The sequence below is a fragment of the Mesorhizobium sp. EU05-FHT14A09 genome (genome assembly GCF_058790995.1).
Window position 1 is genome coordinate 1,382,327 of the sequence record NZ_JBYTDF010000001.1, and the last position, 22,385, is coordinate 1,404,711.

27 protein-coding genes are annotated in these 22,385 nt (G+C 60.9%); 9 read left to right on the plus strand and 18 right to left on the minus strand.

The features are described 5' to 3' along the window. Positions 1-69: 69 nt before the first annotated feature. The 4 genes from AC3WTO_RS06550 to AC3WTO_RS06565 form a co-directional block, all read right to left on the minus strand. Positions 70-1,038, minus strand: coding sequence for a right-handed parallel beta-helix repeat-containing protein (locus AC3WTO_RS06550; protein WP_492459837.1), 969 nt, complete (start codon positions 1,036-1,038; stop codon positions 70-72). A gap of 816 nt (positions 1,039-1,854) precedes the next feature. After that, the gene (locus AC3WTO_RS06555; protein WP_492459838.1) at positions 1,855-2,328 is read right to left on the minus strand and encodes a hypothetical protein; all 474 of its coding nucleotides are present in this window, start codon (positions 2,326-2,328) and stop codon (positions 1,855-1,857) included. Between the two features lie 69 nt (positions 2,329-2,397). After that, positions 2,398-3,102 (minus strand): TIGR02281 family clan AA aspartic protease, encoded by a 705-nt coding sequence (locus AC3WTO_RS06560; protein ID WP_492459839.1) that lies wholly within the window; start codon positions 3,100-3,102, stop codon positions 2,398-2,400. A gap of 5 nt (positions 3,103-3,107) precedes the next feature. Next, on the minus strand, positions 3,108-3,341 hold the full coding sequence (locus tag AC3WTO_RS06565) for a DUF1289 domain-containing protein (protein WP_492459840.1): 234 nt from the start codon (positions 3,339-3,341) through the stop codon (positions 3,108-3,110). A 202-nt stretch (positions 3,342-3,543) separates the two neighbouring features. Between AC3WTO_RS06565 and AC3WTO_RS06570 the strand changes: the two genes are divergently transcribed. Continuing rightward, positions 3,544-4,542 (plus strand): nicotinate-nucleotide--dimethylbenzimidazole phosphoribosyltransferase, encoded by a 999-nt coding sequence (locus AC3WTO_RS06570; RefSeq protein WP_492459841.1) that lies wholly within the window; start codon positions 3,544-3,546, stop codon positions 4,540-4,542. A gap of 52 nt (positions 4,543-4,594) precedes the next feature. Here the strand turns inward: AC3WTO_RS06570 and AC3WTO_RS06575 are convergent, their stop codons facing one another. Next, complete coding sequence (locus AC3WTO_RS06575) at positions 4,595-6,121, minus strand: sensor histidine kinase (protein WP_492459842.1); 1,527 nt, start codon at positions 6,119-6,121, stop codon at positions 4,595-4,597. A gap of 73 nt (positions 6,122-6,194) precedes the next feature. Here AC3WTO_RS06575 and AC3WTO_RS06580 point away from each other — a divergent pair, with 73 nt between their 5' ends. The 4 genes from AC3WTO_RS06580 to AC3WTO_RS06595 all read left to right on the plus strand — a co-directional run bounded on the left by AC3WTO_RS06580 (position 6,195) and on the right by AC3WTO_RS06595 (position 8,792). Further along, positions 6,195-6,815, plus strand: coding sequence for a thermonuclease family protein (locus AC3WTO_RS06580; protein ID WP_492459843.1), 621 nt, complete (start codon positions 6,195-6,197; stop codon positions 6,813-6,815). A gap of 42 nt (positions 6,816-6,857) precedes the next feature. Continuing rightward, positions 6,858-7,469 (plus strand): glutathione S-transferase, encoded by a 612-nt coding sequence (locus AC3WTO_RS06585; protein ID WP_492459844.1) that lies wholly within the window; start codon positions 6,858-6,860, stop codon positions 7,467-7,469. A gap of 105 nt (positions 7,470-7,574) precedes the next feature. After that, complete coding sequence (locus tag AC3WTO_RS06590) at positions 7,575-8,192, plus strand: uracil-DNA glycosylase family protein (protein WP_492459845.1); 618 nt, start codon at positions 7,575-7,577, stop codon at positions 8,190-8,192. Positions 8,193-8,300: 108 nt separating this feature from the next. After that, positions 8,301-8,792 carry an Lrp/AsnC family transcriptional regulator gene (locus tag AC3WTO_RS06595; protein WP_492459846.1) on the plus strand — a complete coding sequence of 164 codons (492 nt, stop codon included), beginning with the start codon at positions 8,301-8,303 and terminating at the stop codon, positions 8,790-8,792. Positions 8,793-8,807: 15 nt separating this feature from the next. Here AC3WTO_RS06595 and AC3WTO_RS06600 read toward each other — a convergent pair whose 3' ends face one another. The 10 genes from AC3WTO_RS06600 to AC3WTO_RS06645 all read right to left on the minus strand — a co-directional run bounded on the left by AC3WTO_RS06600 (position 8,808) and on the right by AC3WTO_RS06645 (position 17,832). Continuing rightward, positions 8,808-9,509, minus strand: a complete 702-nt coding sequence (locus AC3WTO_RS06600; RefSeq protein WP_492459847.1) for a DNA alkylation repair protein — start codon at positions 9,507-9,509, stop codon at positions 8,808-8,810. 21 nt (positions 9,510-9,530) lie between these two features. Next, a complete protein-coding gene (locus AC3WTO_RS06605) occupies positions 9,531-10,400 on the minus strand; it encodes an NAD(P)-dependent oxidoreductase (RefSeq protein ID WP_492459848.1) in 870 nt (289 codons plus the stop codon). Between the two features lie 287 nt (positions 10,401-10,687). After that, positions 10,688-11,512 (minus strand): ABC transporter permease, encoded by an 825-nt coding sequence (locus AC3WTO_RS06610; protein WP_492459849.1) that lies wholly within the window; start codon positions 11,510-11,512, stop codon positions 10,688-10,690. Further along, positions 11,509-12,225: an ABC transporter permease gene (locus AC3WTO_RS06615; RefSeq protein WP_492459850.1), complete on the minus strand. Its 717-nt coding sequence runs from the start codon at positions 12,223-12,225 to the stop codon at positions 11,509-11,511. The genes AC3WTO_RS06610 and AC3WTO_RS06615 overlap by 4 nt, the downstream gene beginning before the upstream one ends. A gap of 107 nt (positions 12,226-12,332) precedes the next feature. After that, on the minus strand, positions 12,333-13,118 hold the full coding sequence (locus tag AC3WTO_RS06620) for an ABC transporter substrate-binding protein (protein ID WP_492459851.1): 786 nt from the start codon (positions 13,116-13,118) through the stop codon (positions 12,333-12,335). Between the two features lie 202 nt (positions 13,119-13,320). After that, complete coding sequence (gene mobB, locus AC3WTO_RS06625; protein ID WP_492459852.1) at positions 13,321-13,830, minus strand: molybdopterin-guanine dinucleotide biosynthesis protein B; 510 nt, start codon at positions 13,828-13,830, stop codon at positions 13,321-13,323. Further along, entirely contained in the window at positions 13,827-14,459 is a 633-nt protein-coding gene (mobA, locus tag AC3WTO_RS06630; RefSeq protein ID WP_492459853.1) for a molybdenum cofactor guanylyltransferase MobA, read from the minus strand. The genes mobB and mobA overlap by 4 nt, the downstream gene beginning before the upstream one ends. Positions 14,460-14,499: 40 nt before the next feature. Then, complete coding sequence (locus AC3WTO_RS06635) at positions 14,500-15,420, minus strand: DMT family transporter (protein ID WP_492459854.1); 921 nt, start codon at positions 15,418-15,420, stop codon at positions 14,500-14,502. Positions 15,421-15,657: 237 nt separating this feature from the next. Further along, a complete protein-coding gene (gene moaA, locus AC3WTO_RS06640) occupies positions 15,658-16,665 on the minus strand; it encodes a GTP 3',8-cyclase MoaA (protein WP_492459855.1) in 1,008 nt (335 codons plus the stop codon). Between the two features lie 264 nt (positions 16,666-16,929). Beyond that, a complete protein-coding gene (locus tag AC3WTO_RS06645; RefSeq protein ID WP_492459856.1) occupies positions 16,930-17,832 on the minus strand; it encodes an EamA family transporter in 903 nt (300 codons plus the stop codon). A 119-nt stretch (positions 17,833-17,951) separates the two neighbouring features. Here AC3WTO_RS06645 and AC3WTO_RS06650 point away from each other — a divergent pair, with 119 nt between their 5' ends. From AC3WTO_RS06650 to AC3WTO_RS06660, 3 genes are all read left to right on the plus strand, one after another. After that, complete coding sequence (locus AC3WTO_RS06650) at positions 17,952-18,422, plus strand: Lrp/AsnC family transcriptional regulator (protein WP_492459857.1); 471 nt, start codon at positions 17,952-17,954, stop codon at positions 18,420-18,422. A gap of 83 nt (positions 18,423-18,505) precedes the next feature. After that, on the plus strand, positions 18,506-18,865 hold the full coding sequence (locus AC3WTO_RS06655; RefSeq protein WP_492459858.1) for a gamma-butyrobetaine hydroxylase family protein: 360 nt from the start codon (positions 18,506-18,508) through the stop codon (positions 18,863-18,865). Between the two features lie 110 nt (positions 18,866-18,975). Next, positions 18,976-19,587, plus strand: a complete 612-nt coding sequence (locus AC3WTO_RS06660) for a pyridoxamine 5'-phosphate oxidase family protein (RefSeq protein WP_492459859.1) — start codon at positions 18,976-18,978, stop codon at positions 19,585-19,587. 45 nt (positions 19,588-19,632) lie between these two features. Here AC3WTO_RS06660 and AC3WTO_RS06665 read toward each other — a convergent pair whose 3' ends face one another. Further along, positions 19,633-20,085 carry a MarR family winged helix-turn-helix transcriptional regulator gene (locus tag AC3WTO_RS06665; RefSeq protein ID WP_492459860.1) on the minus strand — a complete coding sequence of 151 codons (453 nt, stop codon included), beginning with the start codon at positions 20,083-20,085 and terminating at the stop codon, positions 19,633-19,635. 48 nt (positions 20,086-20,133) lie between these two features. Here AC3WTO_RS06665 and AC3WTO_RS06670 point away from each other — a divergent pair, with 48 nt between their 5' ends. Next, a complete protein-coding gene (locus AC3WTO_RS06670) occupies positions 20,134-21,045 on the plus strand; it encodes an alpha/beta fold hydrolase (RefSeq protein WP_492459861.1) in 912 nt (303 codons plus the stop codon). 164 nt (positions 21,046-21,209) lie between these two features. Here AC3WTO_RS06670 and AC3WTO_RS06675 read toward each other — a convergent pair whose 3' ends face one another. Together AC3WTO_RS06675 and AC3WTO_RS06680 are read right to left on the minus strand one after the other, a co-directional pair. Beyond that, on the minus strand, positions 21,210-21,605 hold the full coding sequence (locus tag AC3WTO_RS06675; protein WP_492459862.1) for a rhodanese-like domain-containing protein: 396 nt from the start codon (positions 21,603-21,605) through the stop codon (positions 21,210-21,212). A gap of 70 nt (positions 21,606-21,675) precedes the next feature. Next, positions 21,676-22,302, minus strand: coding sequence for a TetR/AcrR family transcriptional regulator (locus AC3WTO_RS06680; RefSeq protein ID WP_492459863.1), 627 nt, complete (start codon positions 22,300-22,302; stop codon positions 21,676-21,678). Positions 22,303-22,385 lie beyond the last annotated feature (83 nt).

Here is a 22,385-nt window from a genome sequence, read left to right on the forward strand (position 1 = left end):
AAAGCCAAGGGTCGGGAAAGGAGGATTGAGGAGCCCGCCGATCAAACACCTTCAGCGGGCTCCCTGGAACTACTGCGGCGCGACCGTCGCCGTTGGGGTTCCGTTTCCAGTGATGTTCAGGTTGTTGTTGTTGGTCTGATACGAGAGCAGTTGAGCACCGCCTGTAGCGCTAATGCCAGTGTCGTTGCCTGCGATGACGTTGTTTCCCAGCAGGATCGAGGATCCCGTACCATTCGACTGGACGCCGATGGACCCGTTGTTGCTGATCACATTGCTGCTCAACATAATGTTGGACACGGTTGTCCCTGTCACGCCTGCAACGCCCTGGAACGTATTGCCGGAGATCGCGCTGCGAGAAACAGTAACGCGCCTTGCGCCTGTGCCGGTAGTTCCATCGACGCGCAGACCGACTGAGTTGTTCAGCAACTGCACGTTTTCAAGCACCACCTTGGCGGTCGCTGTCCCGGTGGGGCGGATTGCCACTCCGCTGCCGCCGCTGGCTGTGCCGTTCCAAGAGATCACAGAGTTGATGATGGAAAGCTGAGCGTTGACCGCAGGAGAGAAATCGACGCCGTTGCCAGTCGTGCTGACGAACCCCGAGATCTTGCATTCATCTATGACGAGAGCGGCACCGTTGAGAAACCGCACCCCGTTCAGGCCAGGCGAGGCGGGAGGGTTTCCGTCGATTGTGAGGCCGCGCAAGGTCACAACATCGGTCGCTGCTGCATTGACTATAACGCCATTCGTCGATGAGGCCAGCACGCCAGCGAGAACATGACGGCAATCAATCGCGATCGATTTGGTGATCGTGACCGCGCCGAATCCGCCAGGATCGATGCAGTTGATGATGCCCCCTGCCGCCGTCTTGGAGATGGCGCCGGCAAAAGTTTTGCAAGGTGCTGTGCGACTACAAGGATTGACGTCGTCGCCGACGCCAGAAACCCACGTGCGTGTTGCTTGAGCCTGAGCACCTGAAACGAAGAAAAGCGAAGCAACTGCCAGTGCGAACACTGACAGCCATAGCTGTAGAGTTTTCATGATTTCCCCCAGGGTGAAAGTAGTGAATTTCCGGATCTAACCGCCGCCACGTTGCGACAGCCAACATCATAGTCTGTTACTTATCGGGGGGCTTCTGTTAAAGACATCACAGACGAACCGTCTATTCGGTGGCTGGATCGATCGAGTATCGATGAGCCGAGTTGCTCGACTAAGCTGTTAGTCCGCAGTGGCCTCATCTCAAAGGCCAATGGGCTCTACCGGCTTCCGCTTGCCAAGTAAAACATCACGACGAGACCGCAGAGACCAAGCACGAAGACAGAGATCGAAGCGGCTTTAAGCCAGCCTGGGAGCCCATATTCCTCATCATCGCCTCGAGGCGCTTACTGCTTCCAGGGATGTCCGTGAAGTCCATGCTCGCATTTGGATCTAGCTGCATGAGTTGCAGCCGATCACGGGGACCTAGCTTCTTGGGTTTCTCTTCTGGCATGTTGTCGTCCGGCGATCCAGTTACGCCACCAGACGTACTTCGTTGAACAGGGCTAGAAAAGTCCCCACACCCATTCGCCAACCTTCCATAGGCCGTATCCCACCACCAATCAGGACGCCAACACATAGCTTCCAATAGAATTCGCGGCGGGGAGGGTACAATCTCAAGAAGGTCGTCTCAGCTAAGTAGCTGAAATCGCACGTGCTTATTTTTCAGTCGTTCCCATTCATCATGGGCGCGATGGGGAACTGGAAGGTGTCCGGATTGTAGGTTCTCGTATCTCGTCCGACGCAGGTGCCCTTGAAGGCGATGGCAAGCCATACATAGCCTTGCAGCAAATCAAGCGCCGCGCGATCACGCGCCTTTCCTCAAATACACCCGCTCCTGCATTTCTTGAAAGATTTTGCGATCCGCTTGACGATCGGGCCATATTTGGCCTCTTCCTTTGCCGAATAGAAGACATCGAAACAGTAGAGCTTGTCGGATTTCGCGCACATTCCGTAGAAAATTTCTTTCCCATTGGAACCTGAGGCAATCCCCAAATTTGGCTTGTCGACTTTGTATGTCTCTTTGACGTAAGTAGCATTTCCCAAAATGTACTTATAGGGCGTCTTTTTGGACACCATATAATACTGACGCAACATGATGGGGTAGTCGATAGGCTCGTATACGGTGCCATATGGGTCTTCCTCACCGCTTCTGATCAGCCCGCGTACCGCCGATTCCGTCATGAATACGGGGATATCCAGCGTGCTGCCTCCTCGCTCCGAGGTCGTCCATTGGATTGGTTCGGCCGCGGCTGAGGTCGTCACCAAAACTGCGATGAACAGGGTGAGGCGCATATACTTCCCTCCGGGAGATATGCACCAATAGGTATATTAGTTTTTAGAGATATGCAATCTTAAATTGCATCAATCGCGCAGGATCATGCGATCACCGCGCATGTCGAAGCCGGACAGCGAGCCGATGAAATTCATGCCGAGCAGGCTTTGTCCGAGCGCGCCAGGGGCGGCGACGAGCACCGGCATGTCACGCCGCACGATGCCGCCAAGTGCTATTTCATTGGTGCGAACGGCGGCGGCGTTGGCGTTGCCGTTGGCCGTGGAGACGCGCACGGTGTAATTCAGGCCGTCCGGGTCGATGCCGGCGGCACGGGCATCGTCAGCCGTCAGCACCGTTGTCGTCGCGCCGGTGTCGACGATGGCGTTGAGCGGCTTGTTGTTGACGAGGATGCGTGCCTGGAAATGGCCATTGTTGCCCTTGTCGAGCGTCACCGTCGCGCGGCCGTCTTCCATACCGAGCGCAAGCGGGCTGCCGGGGATGAGCCCGGCGGTGACGCGGCTGGCAACGTCCTGCAGTTCGTAGCGGTATTGGTAGCCCGCGATCAGGGCAAGGACGATCACCGCCCAGGTGCCGAGATTGCGCGCCAGGCTGCCGAGCGGTTGGCCTGAGCGTAGTAGGCCGGCGCCGACCACCGCGCCGACGATGCCGAGCCAGATCAGGTTGCCGAAACTGTAGTTCTCGATGCCGAACGTGCTGCCGGAGGAATCGTTGTAGGCGAGCAAGGCTGCCGCGGCTGCGATGATCACCAGGATGACAACAAGCGAGCGGCTCATCGGCGTCAAAGCACCTCGCCGCGTTCACGCGCCATGCGCGTGCGGCGGGTTTCGCGACGCGGCTTGCGCTCCACTGTCGCCAGTCTCGCCGGCAGTTCGGCCATGACGGCGCGGCGGGTTTCCGGGCTCATTTCCAGCCAGGCGGAGATTTCGTCACGCGTGCGCCCGCAACCGAAGCAATAGCCGGTTTTCATGTCGATCGAGCAGACCAGGATGCAGGGCGATTCGATGGCCGTCATGGATCTATCCTAGGGGCTCGCTCCCACATGGTGCAACGAATGTGGCAATGCAAGGCCTTGCCCTTGCGCCACTTCAGGTCGTCATCTGGCGCCCCTGTCGTCTCCCTAGCGATTTTCAGGATCGAGGCCGCGCCGTTTTCGTGTCATGCGGTTGTACGATGTGGGCAAGGCGGCTATTGCCGGCATCGAACAGGAACCTGCCATGACCAGCGCGCTGCCTTTCGACGATTTCCGCAACCTGATCGCCAACCTGCCGGCGCTGGATGGCGCTGCCGGCGATCGGGTGAGGGCACTGTTTGCCAAGGCAGACAAGCCGGGGGCTTCCCTGGGGCGCATCGAGGATATCGCCGCATGGCTGGCGTCGGCGAGCGGCAAGGCGCCGCCGGCGATCAACCGGCCGCTGGTCGCGGTCTTTGCCGGCAACCACGGCGTCACCCGGCAGGCCATTTCGCCGCGCCCCGTGGCCGCGACCGCGAATGCCGTCGAACTCTGCGCGGCGGGTGGGGCCGCTGTGAACCAGGCGTGCATTGCTTATGACCTCGGCCTCAAGGTCTTCGATCTGGCCCTGCACATCTCGACCGGTGACATCACCGCAGAGGCGGCGCTCGACGAGCGCGGCTGTGCCGCGACCATGGCCTTCGGCATGGAAGCGACGGCGGGCGGGACCGATCTCTTGTGCCTGGGCGACATCGGTGTCGGCAATTCCACCGTCGCGGCAGCGCTTCTGGCCGCCGTGCTGGGCGGGACGGGCGCGGACTGGGTCGGTCCCGGGTCCGGAGCAGATCAGGCCATGCAGGCGCGCAAGGCGGCTGCGGTGGATGCCGCCCTGGCATTCCACGGCGCCAATCTCAAGGATCCGCTCGAAGCGCTGCGGCGCGTCGGCGGGCGCGAATTCGCAGCCATCGCAGGAGCGATCCTGGCTGCGCGCATGCAGAATGTTCCCGTCATCCTCGACGGCTTTGCCGCGACGGCCGCAGCGGCGGTGCTTCGTGCCGCCAATCCGGCCGCACTCGACCATTGCCTCCTTGCCGGCCTCTCTCCGGAGCCTGGTCATGCCAGGGCCGCCGCATCGCTGGGGCTGAAGCCGTTGCTCGATTTTGGCATCAGCCATGGCGAGGGATTTGGCGGTGCGCTGGCGGCGGGTATCGCCAGGGCCGCGGCCCTGACCAGCTCCGGCATGGCTGCGGCGGTTCGTATCTAGCGCGGTTACGCAGGTCGACGGCAGAACCGCCAGGCGCTTTTGCTGAAATGTCTTATCCGCGGCGCCGGCCGCCGGCCGCGACCTTGGTCGGCAGAGCTGGCAACTGCTCCATCACCCTGGTCGGCGGGAAGATGGCGATTGCCTCGGTGCCTTCGCGCAGCTTCGAATAAAGTTCGAACTCGCCGCCATGCATCGCCATCAGTCCCTGCACGATCGGCAGGCCAAGCCCGGTGCCTTGCTCAGCGCTCTTGATGGCGATCGAGCCCTGACCAAAGGCCGACAGCACGACCGGGATCTCATCCGCCGGAATGCCCGGCCCATTGTCCTTGATCGAGATGTACTGGCCGCCGCCGGCGGTCCAGCCGACGCGCACGCGCACCTCGCCACCGGTGGGGGTGAATTTCACTGCGTTGGACAGAAGGTTGAGCGCGATCTGGCGCACGGCGCGTTCATCGGCGAACAGGCGCGGCAGCTGGTGCTCGAATTCCTCGATGATGCGGATGTCCTTGTTGCGCGCTCGCAATTCCATCATATGGCAGCAATCCTCGACGATCGCCAGCAATGTCACCGGCTCCTCGTTGAGCTGGTAACGGCCGGCCTCGATGCGCGACAGGTCGAGGATTTCGTTGATCAGGTCGAGCAGGTGCCGGCCGGAATCGTGCACGTCGGATGCGTAGGCCTTGTAGGTGTCGTTGCCCATCGGGCCGAGCACTTCGTTGGCCATCACTTCCGAAAAACCCAGAATGGCGTTGAGCGGCGTGCGCAGCTCGTGGCTCATCGAGGCGAGGAAGCGTGACTTGGCAAGATTGGCTTCCTCGGCGCGGCGGCGGGCCTCATCGGACATCGCCTTGGCGGTCTCGAGTTCGGCGATGAGCGAATCCTTCTCGGTGCGGAAGGACAAAAGCATCACCGAGGAGCGGTTGAGGTGATGCGCGACATAGGCGAAGAAAGGCAGCGCCGCAACGAGCAAGGCCACCATGATCGGTTCCGAGGGCATCCAGCCCTGGGAGCCGATATAGGCGTAAGCCGCGACCGGGAGGGCGAAAGTGGCAAGCAGCGCGCCGCGCAGCGACGACGCCATGATGGCCGTGGCCGCCATCGCCATCAACAGGATAACCGCCTTGATCACGGGGAACTGGTCGAGCGTGCAGGCGCCGCAGCCAAGTGATGCGAAATAAGCCCAGCCGAGACCGCTCAGCCCGTGCGCGGCCAGGAACGTGTTACGGGTCGGCCCCGGCTTGATGTCGGCGGCTTCGGTGCGGTCGACACGGCGCGCGATCACAGCAAGGCCAGCATAACACCCCATGGTGAACAGCGCCCAGACGAGCGTGTCGGTGTTCATCCCGGCGGCAAAGCCGGCAACGGCGATGGTCAGCACCAGCAAGGGCACGGCCGCAGCACTGTTCACGATGGCGCGGGCATGCAGCTTCAGCAGCTCACGGTCGAAATCCGGATTGCCGGCCTGCTGGGAAAGACGGTCGCGCGTCCGCTTCACAGCGCGCGCGACATCGCTGTTGCGATGCGGCTTGCTGCGGTCCACTATGTTCTTGTCCGCCGTGTTCGAGCTTAGCAGTGGCATGAAACTTCAGTTATTGCGGGCAGCGGCTCCAGTTCGGACGCTAAGGCGGAATGATTAAGAACCTGTTTGCCATATGAGCCGTTCATGGTCGCAAAGGCCTGGGCGGAGGCCTTATCCGCCGCGTCCGCGCAGCCCGTGGCGCAGATTCTTCGACTATGCGCTGGCGGTGCTGTTTCTGGCCCTGATCGCGCTGGTCGTGGCCAGGCTCGATCGCGTGTCAACGCGCCAGCAAAACGGGACAGCGATCGTCAACGACGGCGACACCATCACCCTCGGCAACGAGCGCATTCGCCTGCGTGGCATCGACGCGCCGGAATACATGCAGCTGTGCCGCAAGGACGGGGCTGATTATCCCTGCGGCAAGCAGTCACGCCAGGCGCTGGCCAAGCTGATCGGTGGCCGCGCCGTCTCTTGCAGTGGATGGCAGCGTGATCGCTACGACCGGCTCCTCGGCGATTGCCGGGCCGGCGACGTCGATCTCAACGCCGAACAGGTCAGGAGTGGCTGGGCGGTAGCCTTCGGTGACTACGACGTGGAGGAAGCCGCGGCACGCCGGGCACGCACCGGCATCTGGGCCGGCAGTTTCGACGAGCCAAAGGAGTGGCGCCGTTCCCATGAAGGACGGTTGGAACCGAAGCATGGAGCACTAGCAGGCGCCGGAGACATGCTGCGAGGGCTGTTTCGTTTCCGCTGATCGCAGTTTTATGGTTCAACGCATTCAGATCGGGAGAGCATCATGAAACTTTACGACGGTGGACGCGCGCCCAACCCACGCCGGGTTCGCATTTTTCTGGCGGAAAAGGGGCTGACCGTGCCGTTGGAACCGGTCGACATGGGCGCTCTCGGCCACAGGGAGCAGGCGGTCACCAGCCGCAACCCGCTGCAGCGCCTGCCCGTGCTGGAACTCGATGACGGCACGGTGCTCACCGAAACCATCGCCATCTGCCGCTATTTCGAAGAATTGCATCCCGAGCCGGTTCTGTTCGGGACCGGTGCGCTCGGCCGTGCCAGGGTCGAGATGTGGCAGCGGCGCATGGAGTTCAACCTGTTCGCGCCGGTGGCACAGGCCTTTCGCCATATCCATCCGGCCATGAAGGAATGGGAGGTGCCGCAGGTCCCGGAATGGGGCGAGGCCAACAAGCCCAAGGCGGTGGAATTCCTGCGCCTGCTCGACAAGGAACTGGCCGAGCGCGAATTCGTCGCCGGTGACAGCTATTCCGTGGCCGACATCACCGGCCTGGTCGCCGTCGATTTCATGAAACCCGCCCGCATCCAGATGCCGGAGGAATGCACGCATGTGCTGCGCTGGTACAGAACCGTCGCCGGGCGGCCGAGCGCCAGTGCATGATCCCGAAAAGTTGCAGACTTTTCGGACAAAAATCATGCGTAAAACAAGGAGTTAGAGTGGAGTGTCGTTTCATTTGACCGCATTCCGCTCTAACGCCTGACCGGCATGGAGGCGGAACTGGAACAGCTTGTCGCGCGGGTGCGGGCTTGCCGCATCTGCATCGAGGCGCCGACTGGCAGGCCGCTGCCGCATCAGCCGCGGCCCGTGCTGCGGCCATCGTCGACGGCGCGCATTCTGCTTGCCAGCCAGGCGCCCGGCACCAAGGTGCATCTCTCGGGCCTGCCATTCACCGACGCGTCAGGTGACCGCCTGCGCGACTGGCTGGGCGTCTCGTCGGAAGAATTCTACGACACCGGGAAATTCGCCATCGTGCCGATGGGATTCTGTTTTCCGGGCCAGGACACCAAGGGCGCGGACCTGCCGCCGCGCAAGGAATGCGCGCCGGCCTGGCGCCCGCAACTCATGGCGTTGATGCCACAGATCGAACTGGTGCTGACCATCGGCATCTATGCGCAAAGCTGGCATATGGGCACGACGCGGCGCGCTTCGCTGACCGAGACCGTGCAGGATTGGCGCGCCGTCTGGGGTGCCGCGACCGGTCCGAAAGTGCTGCCGCTGCCACATCCGTCCTGGCGCAACACCGGCTGGCTGAAAAAGAATCCCTGGTTCGAAATGGAGTTGCTGCCTTTCCTGAAATCGGAAATCCGGTCTCGCATTGATTGATTTCAGCGCAAATTATCACTCGTTTTGTGGCGATCAGGCAGAATTCCTTTCTTGTTTGTGACGGGATTTCGATGGATTATGGGGAAATATTTTCCTTGGGAGCCTCAAATGGATCGCCTTGATAGAAAAATCCTCCGCCTTTTGCAGGAGGACGCGACGCTTGCGGTCGCTGACGTTGCCAAGAAAGTCGGCCTGTCGACCACTCCGTGCTGGCGCCGCATCCAGAAGCTGGAAGAGGAGGGGGTCATCAAGCGCCGCGTGGCACTGCTTGATCCGGAAAAGATCAATGCGCGTGTGACGGTGTTCGTCTCGATCCGCACCAATTCGCACAGCCATGAGTGGTTGCGCCGTTTCTCGGAAGTCATCCAGGAATTTCCGGAGGTGGTCGAATTCTACCGCATGAGCGGTGACGTCGACTATCTGCTGCGTGTCGTCGTGCCGGACATCGCTGCGTACGATGCCTTCTACAAGCGCTTGATCGCCAAGATCGAAATTCGCGATGTCTCGTCGGTCTTTGCGATGGAACAGATCAAGTTCACCACGGAAATGCCGCTGGATTATATGACGCTCGATCGCGAGTCCGGCCAGAGCGCTGCCTGACCGTTCAGGCTGGCGTCAGCTCCGCTTCGCCAGCCTTTCCAGGATTTTCGGATTGGTCAATTCACGCACGGCATCCTTGCCGATCCAGCGTTCGGTCTTGTCGGACGACGCAGCAAGTTTTTCGGACAGGGCAAGTGCCGGCGCGTGCAGCGCCACTGAGCGTTTGCCGATCTGACGCAACGCCCAATTGACGGCCTTTTTCACGAAGTTACGGCGGTCCATCGCGTGTTTCTCGATCAACGGCAGCAGGCGCACGAATGTGGCGTCAGGCTCCTTCTTGCGATGAACCGTGGCCCAGGCGATCATGGCGAAGGCGGCGCGACGGACGAATTCACGCTCGTCACAGGCGAATTCGACGATCAGCACCTGCCAATGTTCGGTGTCGACGAACAGGTCGGTGACGCCGTCGACGATGTCCCAGGTATCGAACGCCGCCGCCCAAACTCTTGCGTCATCTACGGAAAACCGTTTCGGGTCAGCTGTCGCCGAGGCGATGAACTGGGCCTCGACGATGCCGCTGTCCCACAGTTCGAACGCACGCTCGTGATTGCGTTTGATTTTCCTGGCGATGGCACGCTGCGGACCGTGGGGAATGCCCAGCGCCCTTTCCACCTTGATGCCAAAGCGCTGCATGCCTCGGCGGTTCTCCTCGGAGGAAAGGGAGCGTAGGTAAGCGAGGATTTCCGCCGCGGTCGAGGCCGGTGACAGATCGGTCATGCCCCGGCCATCCTCCACGGATTACTTCTCCAGGCGCGCGAGCAGTGAAGAGGTATCCCAGCGGCTGCCGCCCATCGCCTGCACATCCTTGTAGAACTGGTCGACCAAGGCCGTGACCGGCAGTTTTGCACCGTTGCGACCGGCTTCCGCCAGGCAGATACCGAGATCCTTGCGCATCCAGTCGACCGCGAAGCCGAAATCATATTTGCCGGCATTCATCGTCTTGTGGCGGTTTTCCATCTGCCAGGAGCCCGCAGCGCCCTTGGAGATGACATCCACCACCTTTTCGACGTCGAGCCCCGATTTCTTGCTGAAATGAATGGCTTCGGCGAGCCCCTGAACCAGGCCTGCGATGCAGATCTGGTTGATCATCTTGGTGAGCTGACCGGCTCCGACCGGGCCCATCAGGCCGACCATGCGTGCAAAAGCCGAGATGACCGGCTTGGCGGTTTCAAAGGCGTCGTCGGCACCGCCGACCATGACGGTCAGCACGCCGTTCTCCGCGCCTGCCTGTCCACCGGATACTGGGGCGTCGAGGAAGAAGAAACCACGCTTTTCGGCTTCGGCCGCGAGTTCGCGGGCAACTTCGGCGGAGGCAGTGGTGTTGTCGATGAAGATCGAACCCTTCTTCATGCCATGGAAAGCCCCGTCCGGTCCGATGGTGACGGAACGCAGGTCGTCGTCATTGCCGACACAGGAAAAGACGAAATCCTTGCCTTCAGCAGCCTGCTTCGGCGTGAACGCCATGGCTCCGCCGTGCTCGGCAACCCATTTCTCGGCCTTGGCTGCGGTACGGTTGTAGACGGTCACGTCGTGGCCGCCTCTGTTCTTGAGATGCCCGGCCATCGGATAACCCATCACACCGAGGCCCAGATACGCCACCACTGCCATGCCGAAAGTCCCTTTTGATCGTTAGAGCGTTTCCGTTTTTCACGGAAACGCTCTAAGTTTTTGTTTTCGCCACATTTTTGTAACGCCAAGTGGTTCCACTTGGCTACAAAATGCTCTGTGCGGCAGTCTTAGCGCATGACCCCGAAAATCGGAATCGATTTTCGGAAAGGATCATGCGCAAAATCAAAGTGCTAGAGCGACCTTTGCGCGTCCAAAAGGACGCGCGGCGCTCTAGCCGATCACCGCGGATTTGAGCAATTTGCAGTTTGGTCCAGAGGGCGTCGAGATCAACGGCGCAGGTGACGCGTTATGCGCTGTTCGATCCATTCAATGCCATGGCGCAGCACTTCGACCATGATCAGGTAGAAGATTGCTGCCCAGATATAAGCCTGGAAGTCGAAAGTGCGGGAATAGGTGAGGCGGGTGATGCCCATCAGGTCATAGACCGTGATGATGGCAACGATGGCCGAGCCCTTGATCATCAGGATCACTTCGTTGCCATAGGGGCGGAGCGCCACGATCAGGGCCTGCGGCAGGATGATCTTCCACAATGTCTGCATCTTGTGCAGGCCGAGCGACGCGGCTCCTTCCCATTGCCCCTTGGGCACGCTCTCGATGGCGCCACGCAGGATTTCGGCTTGATAGGCCGCAGTATTCAAGGCAAAGGCAAACACCGCGCAATTGAAAGCTTCGCGGAAGAACCCCCACAGGCCGACCATTTCAAGCTGCGGCCGGAACGAGCCGAGACCGTAGTAGATCAGGAAGGTCTGCGCGAGCAGCGGCGTGCCGCGGAAGAAATAGACATAGGCATAGGCGATGGCGGAGAGAACGCTGTTCTTCGACATGCGCATGTAGGTTACCGGGATCGACAGCCACGCGCCGACCAGGCAGGAAATCGCTACCAGCTTCAAGGTGACGACGATGCCGGCCAGATAACTCGGGCCGTACTTCTGGATCAGTTCAGGGTTCCACGACAAAGCGAGGAACCACACCAATCCGAGACCTAGAAGCGCCCAGAAACCAAGCAGCAGATGACCGGCAATGCGGGACTTGGTCCAGCCGCGCGGCGGTTCAGGCGGTCTCTCGACAGTGGCGATGCCGGCGGCACTCATCGTGACACCTCCCGGCGACCAACCGCACGTTCAATGGCGTTGATGCCGAAGGAGGAGATGATGGCGAGCACCAGATAGATCAGCGCGGCGTAGCCGAAGAACAGGAAGGCATGTTTGGTGACACGGGCGGCCACACCGGCCTGCCGCAGAATATCAGTGAGCCCAACCGCCGAGACCAGCGCGGTGTCCTTGAGCAGAATCAGCCATAGGTTGGCGAGGCCGGGCAGGGCGATGCGGATCAACTGCGGCAGGACGACGAGCCGCATGGTCTGGTTCTTGTTCAGGCCGACTGCGTAACCGCCTTCATACTGGCCATGAGGAATGGCTCGAAAAGCCGACAGGAAGACTTCACTGGCATAAGAGGAAAACACGACGCCAAGGGCAATCATGCCGGACACAAAGGCATTGACTTCGACATTGCCGGATGGATCGAAAAGCTGAACGATTTTCTGCAGCATGATCTGGGCCCCGAAAAACACCAGGAACAGCGTCAGCAGTTCCGGCAGGCCCCGAAAAATCGTGGTGTAGACATTACCAGCCAATCGAAGCGACGGTTCCTTCGACTGCTTGGCCAGCGCAATCAGAAAGCCGATGGCAAGTCCGATCGGCAGAGTGGCTGCGGCAAGAAGAACGGTAATGAGGACGCCATAAGCGATGTCATCCGACCAGCCGTCCGGTCCCCAACTCAGAAGCGTCCAAACGCTTTGTTGCATGCGCCCGCCTTGTTCCCCTTGCTCTTAATCTGCCGCGTCGCCCCCTTGCGACCGTGGCAGGATGAGAAAGGCGGGCACATACCCGCCTTTCTGCATCAATCAATCGATCAAGACTCAGCGCCAAAGACGTCGAACTTGAAGTATTTGTCGTTGATTTCTTTGTATTTGCCGTTGGCGCGAATGGCCTTGATGGCGGCATTGAGCTTTTCCTTGAGCTCGTTGTCGCCCTTGCGGATGGCAATGCCGGCGCCCTCACCGAAGATCTCGACGGGCTGCGGCTCAGGCTGGCCGAGCAGCTTGCAGCAGGCGCCGTCCTGGGTCTCGAGCCACTGGCTGAGCACGACGATATCGTCCTCGACCGCGTCGAGGCGGCCGTTGGCGAGGTCGAGCTGGTATTCCTGGGCGGTCGGGTAGGGCTTAACCGTCGAATCCGTGAACGTCTTCGAGGCGTAGTTGAAGTGGGTGGTCGAAGACTGCGTGCCGATCGACTTGCCGGCGAGATCTTCCTTCTTCACGCCCTTCAGCGCGCTGTCCTTCGGCACCGCGATGGCCGACGGGGTGCTGTAATATTTGTTGGAGAAGTCGACCTTCTGCTTGCGCTCTTCGGTGATCGACATCGACGCGACGATGGCGTCGAACTTGCCGGCCTGCAGGGCCGGGATGATGCCGTCCCAGTCCTGGGCCACGAATTCGCACTTGACCTTCATTTCGTCGCACAGCGCCTGGGCGATGTCGATGTCGAAGCCGACGAGCTTGCCGTCGGAGGTCAGGTTGTTGAAGGGGGGGTAGGCGCCTTCGGTGCCGATCTTAACGACCTTCTCCTGGGCCTGGGCGGCGCCCAACGCCAGCATGATCGCTGACGTGGCGAGCGCGATACGCATTGCAATACGCATGATGATCCTCTCTGTTGGTCCCGGCCGCTGTCCAAGCGGCTCGTTCGGGCGGGGCTGTTTACCGCCCGCTGGTCCAAATACTGGAACTTTTTGCCAAGTGAAAGCAACTGCAAAACCGCCGATAATGTCTTTCGGCGTCGTCAAAAAAACGTAGGTTTTGCACATATCGTTGGGGAAGCTTCCGTCTTTCGGCAGCGCGTGGTCAGCCGGCAAGGCCGACTCGCCGTTCGATGAAGTCGGCTATCGAAGCGATATCGTCGAGGTCGAACACAGGCAGCGTCTCAGTCATCTGCGGATGGTCGGCCGCGACAGCAACGATGCTGGGATCGAATGGCGCTAGCGGTGTGTGATCCTTGGCCCCGGTGCGCCGCGCCTCGATCTTGAAATGGCTCTCGCGCTTGTAGCCTTCCACGATCACGATATCGGCGGGGGCCAGCCTGTCGAGAATATCGGCGAGTTTCGGTTCCTTCTCGCCGCGCAATTCGTGCATCAGTGCCCAACGTCGCCCTGAGACGATGGCGACTTCGCTGGCGCCGGCCTCGCGGTGACGGAAGGAGTCGGCGCCTTCCTTGTCTATGTCGAAGTCGTGGTGGGCATGCTTTACGGTCGAGACACGCCGGCCGCGTCGCACCAGTTCAGCCACCAGCTTCTCGGTAAGCGTCGTTTTGCCGGAGTTTTTCCAGCCCGTGATGCCGAAGACACGATTGCTCATGCGGGCAGCTCTTTGAGGATTCGCTCTGCTTCGACAAGGTCGGCGGGTGTGTTGATGTTGAAGAACGGGTCGAGCGTACCGGCGCGCAATGGCTGCAGCGGAAAGTCCACTACGACGAAGCGATAGCGCTGGATGAAGGACAAAACACGCCGATTGCCTTCTACAACCAGGAAATGACGCAGCGGCTCGCGGAGGGCGATCGGCCAGAGAGCGAATGTGGGGTGCTCACGTCCAGATGAGAGCGCCACGACAATGCTGTCATCTCGCCCGCTGGCAGCCGCCGTCAGGCTAGGAACCAGGTTTTCGGGGAAAAATGGTGTGTCAGCCGCAACGGTGGCGATCATCGGAGCTTCAGTTTGCGTGGCAGCCCATTCCAATCCCGTCAGGATGCCGGCGAGGGGGCCTGGAAATCCGGTCACCGTGTCGGCCAGGATCGCGTGCGGAAAGTCTTGAAAGCGGGCGGGATCGCCATTGGCGTTGAGCGCAAGCGGGCCGACCTGCGGCGTGAGGCGAGCCGTTACCCGGTCAAGGATGGATCTGCCGCCCAGCGACAGCAGGCCCTTGTCGCCGCCGCCCATGCGGCTCGACAATCCTCCGGCCAGAATGATCCCGGCGACTTCGACGTTCATCGCGTATTTTCATCCTTCCTGCGAGCGCACCGTACTTTCGTTATATGCCGTCCGGCTCCATCGTGGGTCCAGTGCTTTCGACGGCATTGCGCGGCCTGCCGACGACACGCTCGCGATAGAAGGTATAGAGGCCCGAGGCGACGACGATGGCTGAGCCCAGCAGCGTCACCGAATCAGGAACGTCGTTGAAGACGACGAATCCCAGCAGCATCGACCACAGCAGGGCGGTATAGCGGTATGGCGCGATGAAGGAGACGTCGCCGGTGCGCATCGCCATGATGACGAACTGGTAGCCGATCAGAACAAGCACCGCGGCGACGGCAAGCAAAGCGAGATCGCTGCCTGACATTTGCGTCCATCCGCCCATCGGGGCGAGCAACAAGGCGCCGAGGCCGGTGATGATCATCGCTGTGGTGGTCGACACCAGCAGGGTCGGAATCTCGGCCGGGATTTTCTTGGTGACGAGATCCCGGACCATGCAGCAGGCGACGCTTGCCAGAGCCAGCAAGGAATAGGAGCTGAACCCGTCGAAGCCCGGCCGCACGACGATCATCACGCCGATGAAGCCGACGATGATGGCGAGCCAGCGGCGCCAGCCGACACCTTCGCCGAAGAACAGCGCCGCCCCCATGGTCACCGCCAGCGGCAATGCCTGCATGACGGCCGAAACGTTGGCGAGTGGCAGATGCGCAAGCGCGACTAGGAAACTGAGCGTACCGCCCGATTCTGCCAGCGCTCTCAGGGCAACCAGCGGATGAAAGGCGAGGCGGGGCACCGCGAGTGCGCCTTGTCGCCAGGCAAGCACAGCGATCAAAGTCGAGGCGAAGATGCCGCGCACCAGCATTACCTGTGCCATGTTCATCGAGGCGGAGGAATGTTTGGTGATGGCGTCGTTGAACGCAAAGCCGACCATCGCCACGATCATGTAAAGGGCGCCGCGAAGATTGGGCGAAAGGGGCACGGCTGATCCTGTCGGCCAAAGCAATCCCAGGAAAGTACGCAGCGGTTTTCCGTCCGGAATTGCGTCAAAACAACGAGTTATAGAATTTCCGCGTTTCCATGAAAGACGGAAACGCCCCAGCTTCGAAAAGCTCTACCATCGGCGAGGGCATCAGCAATGACAAAGCGATAGGCCAGAAGACTGACCCAGAAAACCGACATGGAAACATGTCGGCCCGAAGCCGACCGTGGGCGCTTGTTATCCGCCGGTCACGCTCATATGGCGCGATACGGACGGTCGATTGGTACGGCGGTCGATGACGAAGTCATGTCCTTCCGGCTTGCGGCCGATCGCCTCGTCGATGGCGCTTGAAACCAGTTCGTTGCCTTCCGAGGCCCGCAGCGGCGTACGCAGGTCGGCGGCATCTTCTTGGCCGAGGCACATATAGAGCGTGCCCGTGCAGGTCAGGCGCACACGGTTGCAGCTTTCGCAGAAATTGTGAGTCATCGGCGTGATGAAGCCGAGGCGGCCGCCTGTCTCGGCGACCTCGACGTAGCGGGCAGGGCCACCGGTCTTGTAGGGGATATCCTTCAGTGTGAAGCTGCGCTCCAGTTCGGCGCGCATCAGCGACAGCGGCAGGTACTGGTCGGTGCGATCGCCATCGATCTCACCCAGCGGCATGGTCTCTATCAGGGTCAGGTCCATGCCACGACCATTGGCCCAGCGCAGCATTTCGGGGATTTCCCGGTCGTTGAAACCCTTCAATGCCACGGCATTGAGCTTCACTTTGATGCCGGCTGCCTGCGCGGCATCGATGCCTGCCATCACCTTGCCAAGATGCCCCCAGCGGGTGATGGCATGGAATTTGTCGGCATCGAGCGTATCCAGCGAGACATTGATGCGGCGAACGCCGCAATCGGCGAGTTCATCGGCGAAACGGGCGAGCTGCGAGCCGTTGGTGGTCAGCGTCAGCTCCTCAAGGGCGCCGCTTTTCAGGTGACGGGACAATTCGCGCACAAGGTGCATGATGTTCTTGCGTACCAGCGGTTCGCCACCGGTCAAGCGCAGCTTGCGAACGCCTTTTTCGATGAAGGCGGTGCACAGCCGATCGAGTTCCTCCAGCGTCAGAAGATCCTTCTTCGGCAGGAAGGCCATATCCTCCGCCATGCAATAGACGCAGCGAAAATCGCAGCGATCGGTGACGGAAACGCGCAGATAGCTGATCGTGCGGCCAAAAGGGTCGATCATGGGATTGGCAAATTGCATTCTGTCGCCTTTAGAGCGTTTCCGTTTTTCACGGAAACGCGGTAACGCTCTAATCTTGGTCTTTCACAATTCCGAACGGAAAACCGCTACGCATTTTTCCTGGAATTGCTATAGTCCGCATTCGCGGCAATCGGAAATCCTCTAGTCGAATGTCGGGCCTTGATGACAATCTTTCAAGCCCTGCAAAGGGTGCCATTTGGTATCATCTGGCATCCGTCCGCTGCAACCACGACATGTCGCCCCTGGAATAACGGATCGCTGCTTTCAGCCCAGGTTGAGTGGCTCAGGCGGCAATTGGTTGCGCATTGCCGTCATCGTTGCTCCGACCGAGGCCGACACGATCATGGCGATTGCACACCATTGCAGCAGCGGCAGCGCCTCTCCCAGCAGGAACAATCCCACCATTGCTCCGGCGGCCGGTTCGCCGCTGGTCAGCGTCCCATAGGTCTGTGCCGGCAGATGGCGAAGGGCGAACATTTCGAGCGTGTAGGGAAACGCACTGGAGAGAACGGCGACGATCGTTCCGATCAGCAGCACATCGGGCTGGAAGAGGGCCGTGCCGGCATGGGCAAAGCCGATCGGGAAAACCGCAAACGCGGCCACGGCCATACCAAGCGAGGTGGCGAGGGTACCATGCTCCTGTCCCGCCCGCTTGCCGGCGATGATGTAAAGCGCCCAGCACGCACCTGCGCCCAGCGCCAGCAGGGCGCCGACGGGATCGATATGGGCAACGCTGTCTCCCAGCGGCACCAACAGGAGCAATCCTCCCGCGGCGAGCGCCACCCAGAGCAGGTCGATTTTCCTGCGTGACGACAGGATGGCCACGCTCAGCGGGCCCGTAAATTCCAGCGCGATGGCGATGCCGAGCGGCAGCGTCTGGATCGACATGTAGAACAACAGGTTCATGCCGCCCATCGCCAGGCCGTAGAAGACGACGGATCGCCACGACATGGCAGAGAGCCGCACGCGCCAGGGCCGCAGCACGGCGACCAGGATCAGCGCCCCGATCGACAGACGCAACGCTGTCGTTCCTTCAGCGCCGATGATGGAGAAGAGCTGCTTGGCGACGGATGCCCCCGAGGTGAAGGAGAGCATCGCCACGATCAGCGCGCCTATGGGTATCAAAAGTGTCGTAGGCGCTTCTGCCTGCCTGATTGCCGTCGTCATTGTATCCCCGCACATTTTCCGGCTGGGAAATTAGCTTTGCGGCTCGCCAAAGGTGATCGAGTTTTGCTATTTTGTGATAAAAATTATCAATATTGAGGTTGCCGGCAATGCAAAACATCGTGCTCGATCAGGTCGACAGGCGGATTCTTGAGCAACTCCAGATCGACGCGCGGATTCCCGTTCCGGCACTGGCCGAGCGTGTCGGCCTCTCCGCCCCGGCATGCTATCGGCGTGTCCGTCATTTGCGGGAAAGCGGTGCGATCCAGCGCGAGGTCGCGGTCGTTGCGCCCCGCACGCTGGGGTGGCCGCTTTCGATGATCGTCCTGGTAACGCTCGAGCGGGAGGGCTCGCGTACCATCGACGAGTTGCTACGCAAACTCGAGAACGAGCCGCAGGTCATCGAGGCATGGCAGATCACCGGCGAATACACATTCGCGGTCAAAATCGTCGCGCGCGACATGGAGAACTACGACGACCTGGTGCATCGTCTGTTCGCGAGCGACGAGCAGGTACGATTTTTCGTCACGCTCGTCGTGATCCGCAGCACCAAGAAGCCAGGTGTCATCCCGATCGGCAAGGAGGCTTCCTGATGCCGCACTGGGCCAAGAGGGACGATATCTGCGGCCTTCCCAAGACTGACGAAGACGCGTAGTCGGATACCAACCTAAGAAGGATGTCCATGACCGCTCCGAAGGAACTCCGCGTCTCGAAGGACCGCAAGCTGCTGACGGTGACGTTTCCCGATCACCGCCCATTCGAACTGCCCGCAGAGCTGCTGCGTGTGCTCTCGCCCTCGGCGGAAGTACAGGGGCACGCGCCGGAGCAACGGGTAACGGTGCCCGGCAAGCGGGAGGTCGCCATCCTCAAGATCGAACCGGTCGGCAACTACGCGGTCCGCATCACCTTCGACGATTTTCACGACACCGGCATCTTCACCTGGACCTATCTGCATACGCTGGGCCATGAGAAGGCCAACCGCTGGCAAGGCTATCTGGATGAGCTCGCCGAAAAGGGATTGAGCCGGGATCGCTAGAGCGTTTTTTCACGGAAACGCGGAAACGCTCCGGGCATCCATTCGCATGCCTCGCCGTCGTCAAACTGTCATGCGGCTGCGATAGCCGCAGGCTTTACGGAGCAAGGACCATGTCGAGAATCGAAACCCTGGAACAGCTCGAAGCGCTCTATGGGCTCCCGGGTGAAGCCTCCTTGGTGAAGGAACTTGATCACGTCATTCCCGAATATGCGGCTTTCATCGAAGCGTCACCCTTCGTGGCTCTTGCCACGTCAGGCCCTGAGGGACTCGATTGCTCGCCACGCGGCGATCTAGCCGGTTTTGTTCGCATCCACGATCCGAAGACATTGCTGATGCCCGATCGGCGCGGCAACAATCGCGCCGATTCCCTGCGAAACATCATCCGCGATCCACGGGTTGCGCTGCTCTTCCTGGTGCCGGGATCGGGAACGACCTTGCGGGTGAATGGCACTGCCTTCATCACCACCGACGCTGAACTGTGCGCGTCCTTCATGATGGAAGGAAAGCCGGCGCGATCCGTTTCCGTTGTTACGGTCGAAAAGGTCTACTTCCAGTGCGCGCGCGCCATCCATCGTTCGGACCTGTGGAATGCGGCAAAGCATGTCGATCCCAAAAGCCTGCCGACACCGGGGCAGATCCTCGAGATCACCAGCCGCAAGAGCATCGATGGCGCGGCTTACGACACGGAATGGCCCGAGCGGGCGAAAAAGTCGATGTGGTGAGCGGGCGAACGCGATTCGGCAAGTGAGCCGTTGTGATTGCCGGTGCTACTCGATCTTCATGGCTTCGGTGATGCGCAGCATCATCGCGCCCATGCGGTCGCATTCGGCAGGCGTCGACTGCGCCATCACACGCTCGATCAGCGTCGTGTAGACCTGCAAGGCTTCCATGAGCAGAGCTTCACCGCTCTCGGTGAGCGTAAGCCGCATGATGCGCTTGTCCTTGGCGTCGTTCTCGCGCGTGACGAGGCCGCGTGCCTCGAGTTGCGGCAGAAGCATCGTGATGTTGGATCGTCCGACCAGCAACCGGCGTGCCAGATCGTGCTGTGACATGCCGGGATGGCGGTAGAGATTCATCAACATGTCGAGCTGCGCGATCTTCAGGTCGAGAGGCTGCAGGGCCTTGCTTAGCGCCGCCACCACGGCCTTCTCGGCGCGCACGAGCGCGATCCAGTTGCGGAATCGCGGATTGTCCCAAGGCAAGTCTTGTTTTTTGTTCATTCTTGAACTAACATGTTCATGGTTGAACTATTCTGTTGGATCGCCACTATGGCATCATTTGGTTTGAAGGTCATCCGAGGCCTGTTTGGCTTCGGTGAGCGCATCGCCCCCGGAGTTGCGGGCCGCGCCGCGTTCGAAGTGTTCTGTCGCACGCCCAATGTCAACAAGGTCAGTGAAGGCGAACGCCGAGCTATCGACCGTGCCGCTGATTTCATGGCCGGGGCGCGCCACCACCGCTTGAAGACAAAGGCAGGGTGCGTCGTCGTGCACGAATTCCGTCCGGATCAGGGCAGGGCATCGCGCGGCACGATTCTCGCGATCCACGGCTGGCGTTCGCGCACCGAATACATGCGCTCGCTGATCCAGGGATTTCTGGAAGACGGCTACCGCGTGGTGTCACTGGACCTGCCCGGCCACGGCGCGTCTTCCGGACGCCGGTTGAACATGGTCAATGCGGTCGAGGCCGCACGGCTTGCCGGTGACTGGTTTGGCCCCTTCGTCGCCACCGTCGGGCATTCCTTTGGCGGCGCCGTCGCAACCAACGCGGCGGTCGGGTCGGTGAAAGGATACCTGCCGGTGAATACCGAGAAGCTGGTCCTGATTGCCGCCCCAAGCTCGATCCCGGATCTGTTTGCCGAATTCAGTCGCCTGCTCAATGTCGGTCCGCGTTCCCAGAATGCGATGGCGGGGCGGGTGGAGCGCCTGTCCGGGCGTCCGTTGAAGGAATTCCAGGGTGGCCGCCAACTCGCCCATGTGCCGGTTCCGACCCTGGTCATTCACGCGCCTGACGACAAGGAAGTGTCGGCGAGACATGCCGATCTCTATGCCGGGGCCGGAGATCATGTCCGCCTGCATTGGGCGAACGGCCTCGGTCACCGCCGCATCCTGGCAGACCCGGATGTCGTGGAGAAGGTCGTCACTTTCGTCGCCGAACGCACACGGCCCGAACTGGTGCATTGATACCAACGATCATTGGGAATGACCGTTGGAGCGCGCGCCATTCACAGTGTTCTTGGGCGCCGCGCCCGTTGGCGCGAAAGCCGAGCGGCCCGGATGGGCCGCGCCGGCGTTTGAGGCGTCCTGGAGGCGTCAGCGTCCAGGACCTTTGGTATGAGGACGGCGCGCTACGTCTTGTTTTCTGGCGCGTTGATCGGCAGGCCTGCGTCCTTCCAGGCGGTGAAGCCGCCGAGGATATGTTTGACCGGCGTCAGACCCATGTCCTGCGCGGTCTTGGTGGCTAGTGCGGAACGCCAGCCGCCGGCGCAAAAAAAGACAAAACTCTTTCCGGAAGCAAAATAAGCCTTGTGATACGGGCTGTCGGGGTCGATCCAGAACTCCAGCATGCCGCGAGGGCAATGCTTGGCGCCCGGTATGCGGCCGCTCTGCTCGACTTCGCGGGGGTCGCGCAGGTCGACAAAGATCGTGCCGTCGTCTTCCAGCAACGCAGCCGCCTGATCGGGCGAAACCGCCTCGATCTCGGCATTGGCCTCGTCCAGCATCTGGCGAAACCCTCTTTTCACGACTGTCCTCCGCAAGATGTCGACGCAACCGGCGCCCTTGCCGGATTTCCATCACACCATCGGGATTTTGTCACGAGCCATGCGATGCGCTTGCCTTGTCCACCAGCGGCTGGAAGGCGGCCATGGCTCCGCTGGCGACGGCAGCGAGCGCTTCTCGGGAGGCGCCATCGCGCGCGATGATGGACATGCCGTTCTGCGTCGTGGCGTAGAACAAGGCGGCCTCGTCGCAATCGAATCCTGCAGGCAGGTCGGCCTCTTCCACCCCCCGCCGGAACCGGCGGCGCAGGGCGTCGATGTTTTCCGCGCGCCGGCGGCGCAGTTCGCTGCAGATAGCTCCGGAACTCGAATCCTGGTGCAGAGAGGCCAGCGCGATCAGACAGCCCTGCGGGGTATCCGTCCTCGAATAGGCGTCGACGGTTGCATCGAGAAACCCCTGCATCGCGGCGCGCGCCGTCGGGGCTGTCTCGACCGCGTCCCAGATCTCCCTGCCGACGATGTTGCTATAGTGATCGATGACGTCGAGGAACAGGCCTTCCTTGCTGCCGAAGGCAGCGTAGAGGCTGGGGCAGCCGATCCCCATCGCCGCGGTCAGGTCGTTCAGCGAGGACCCTTCATAGCCCTTTTTCCAGAACACCTGCATCGCCAGCTCAAGGGCCACCGTACGGTCAAAACTGCGCGGGCGTCCACGATCCGCCATGGGAATTCCATTTCTGTATTGATTGATACATAAATCACTTGACGGCGTTGCACAACCTTGCCAGATATTTCTGTATCGATCGA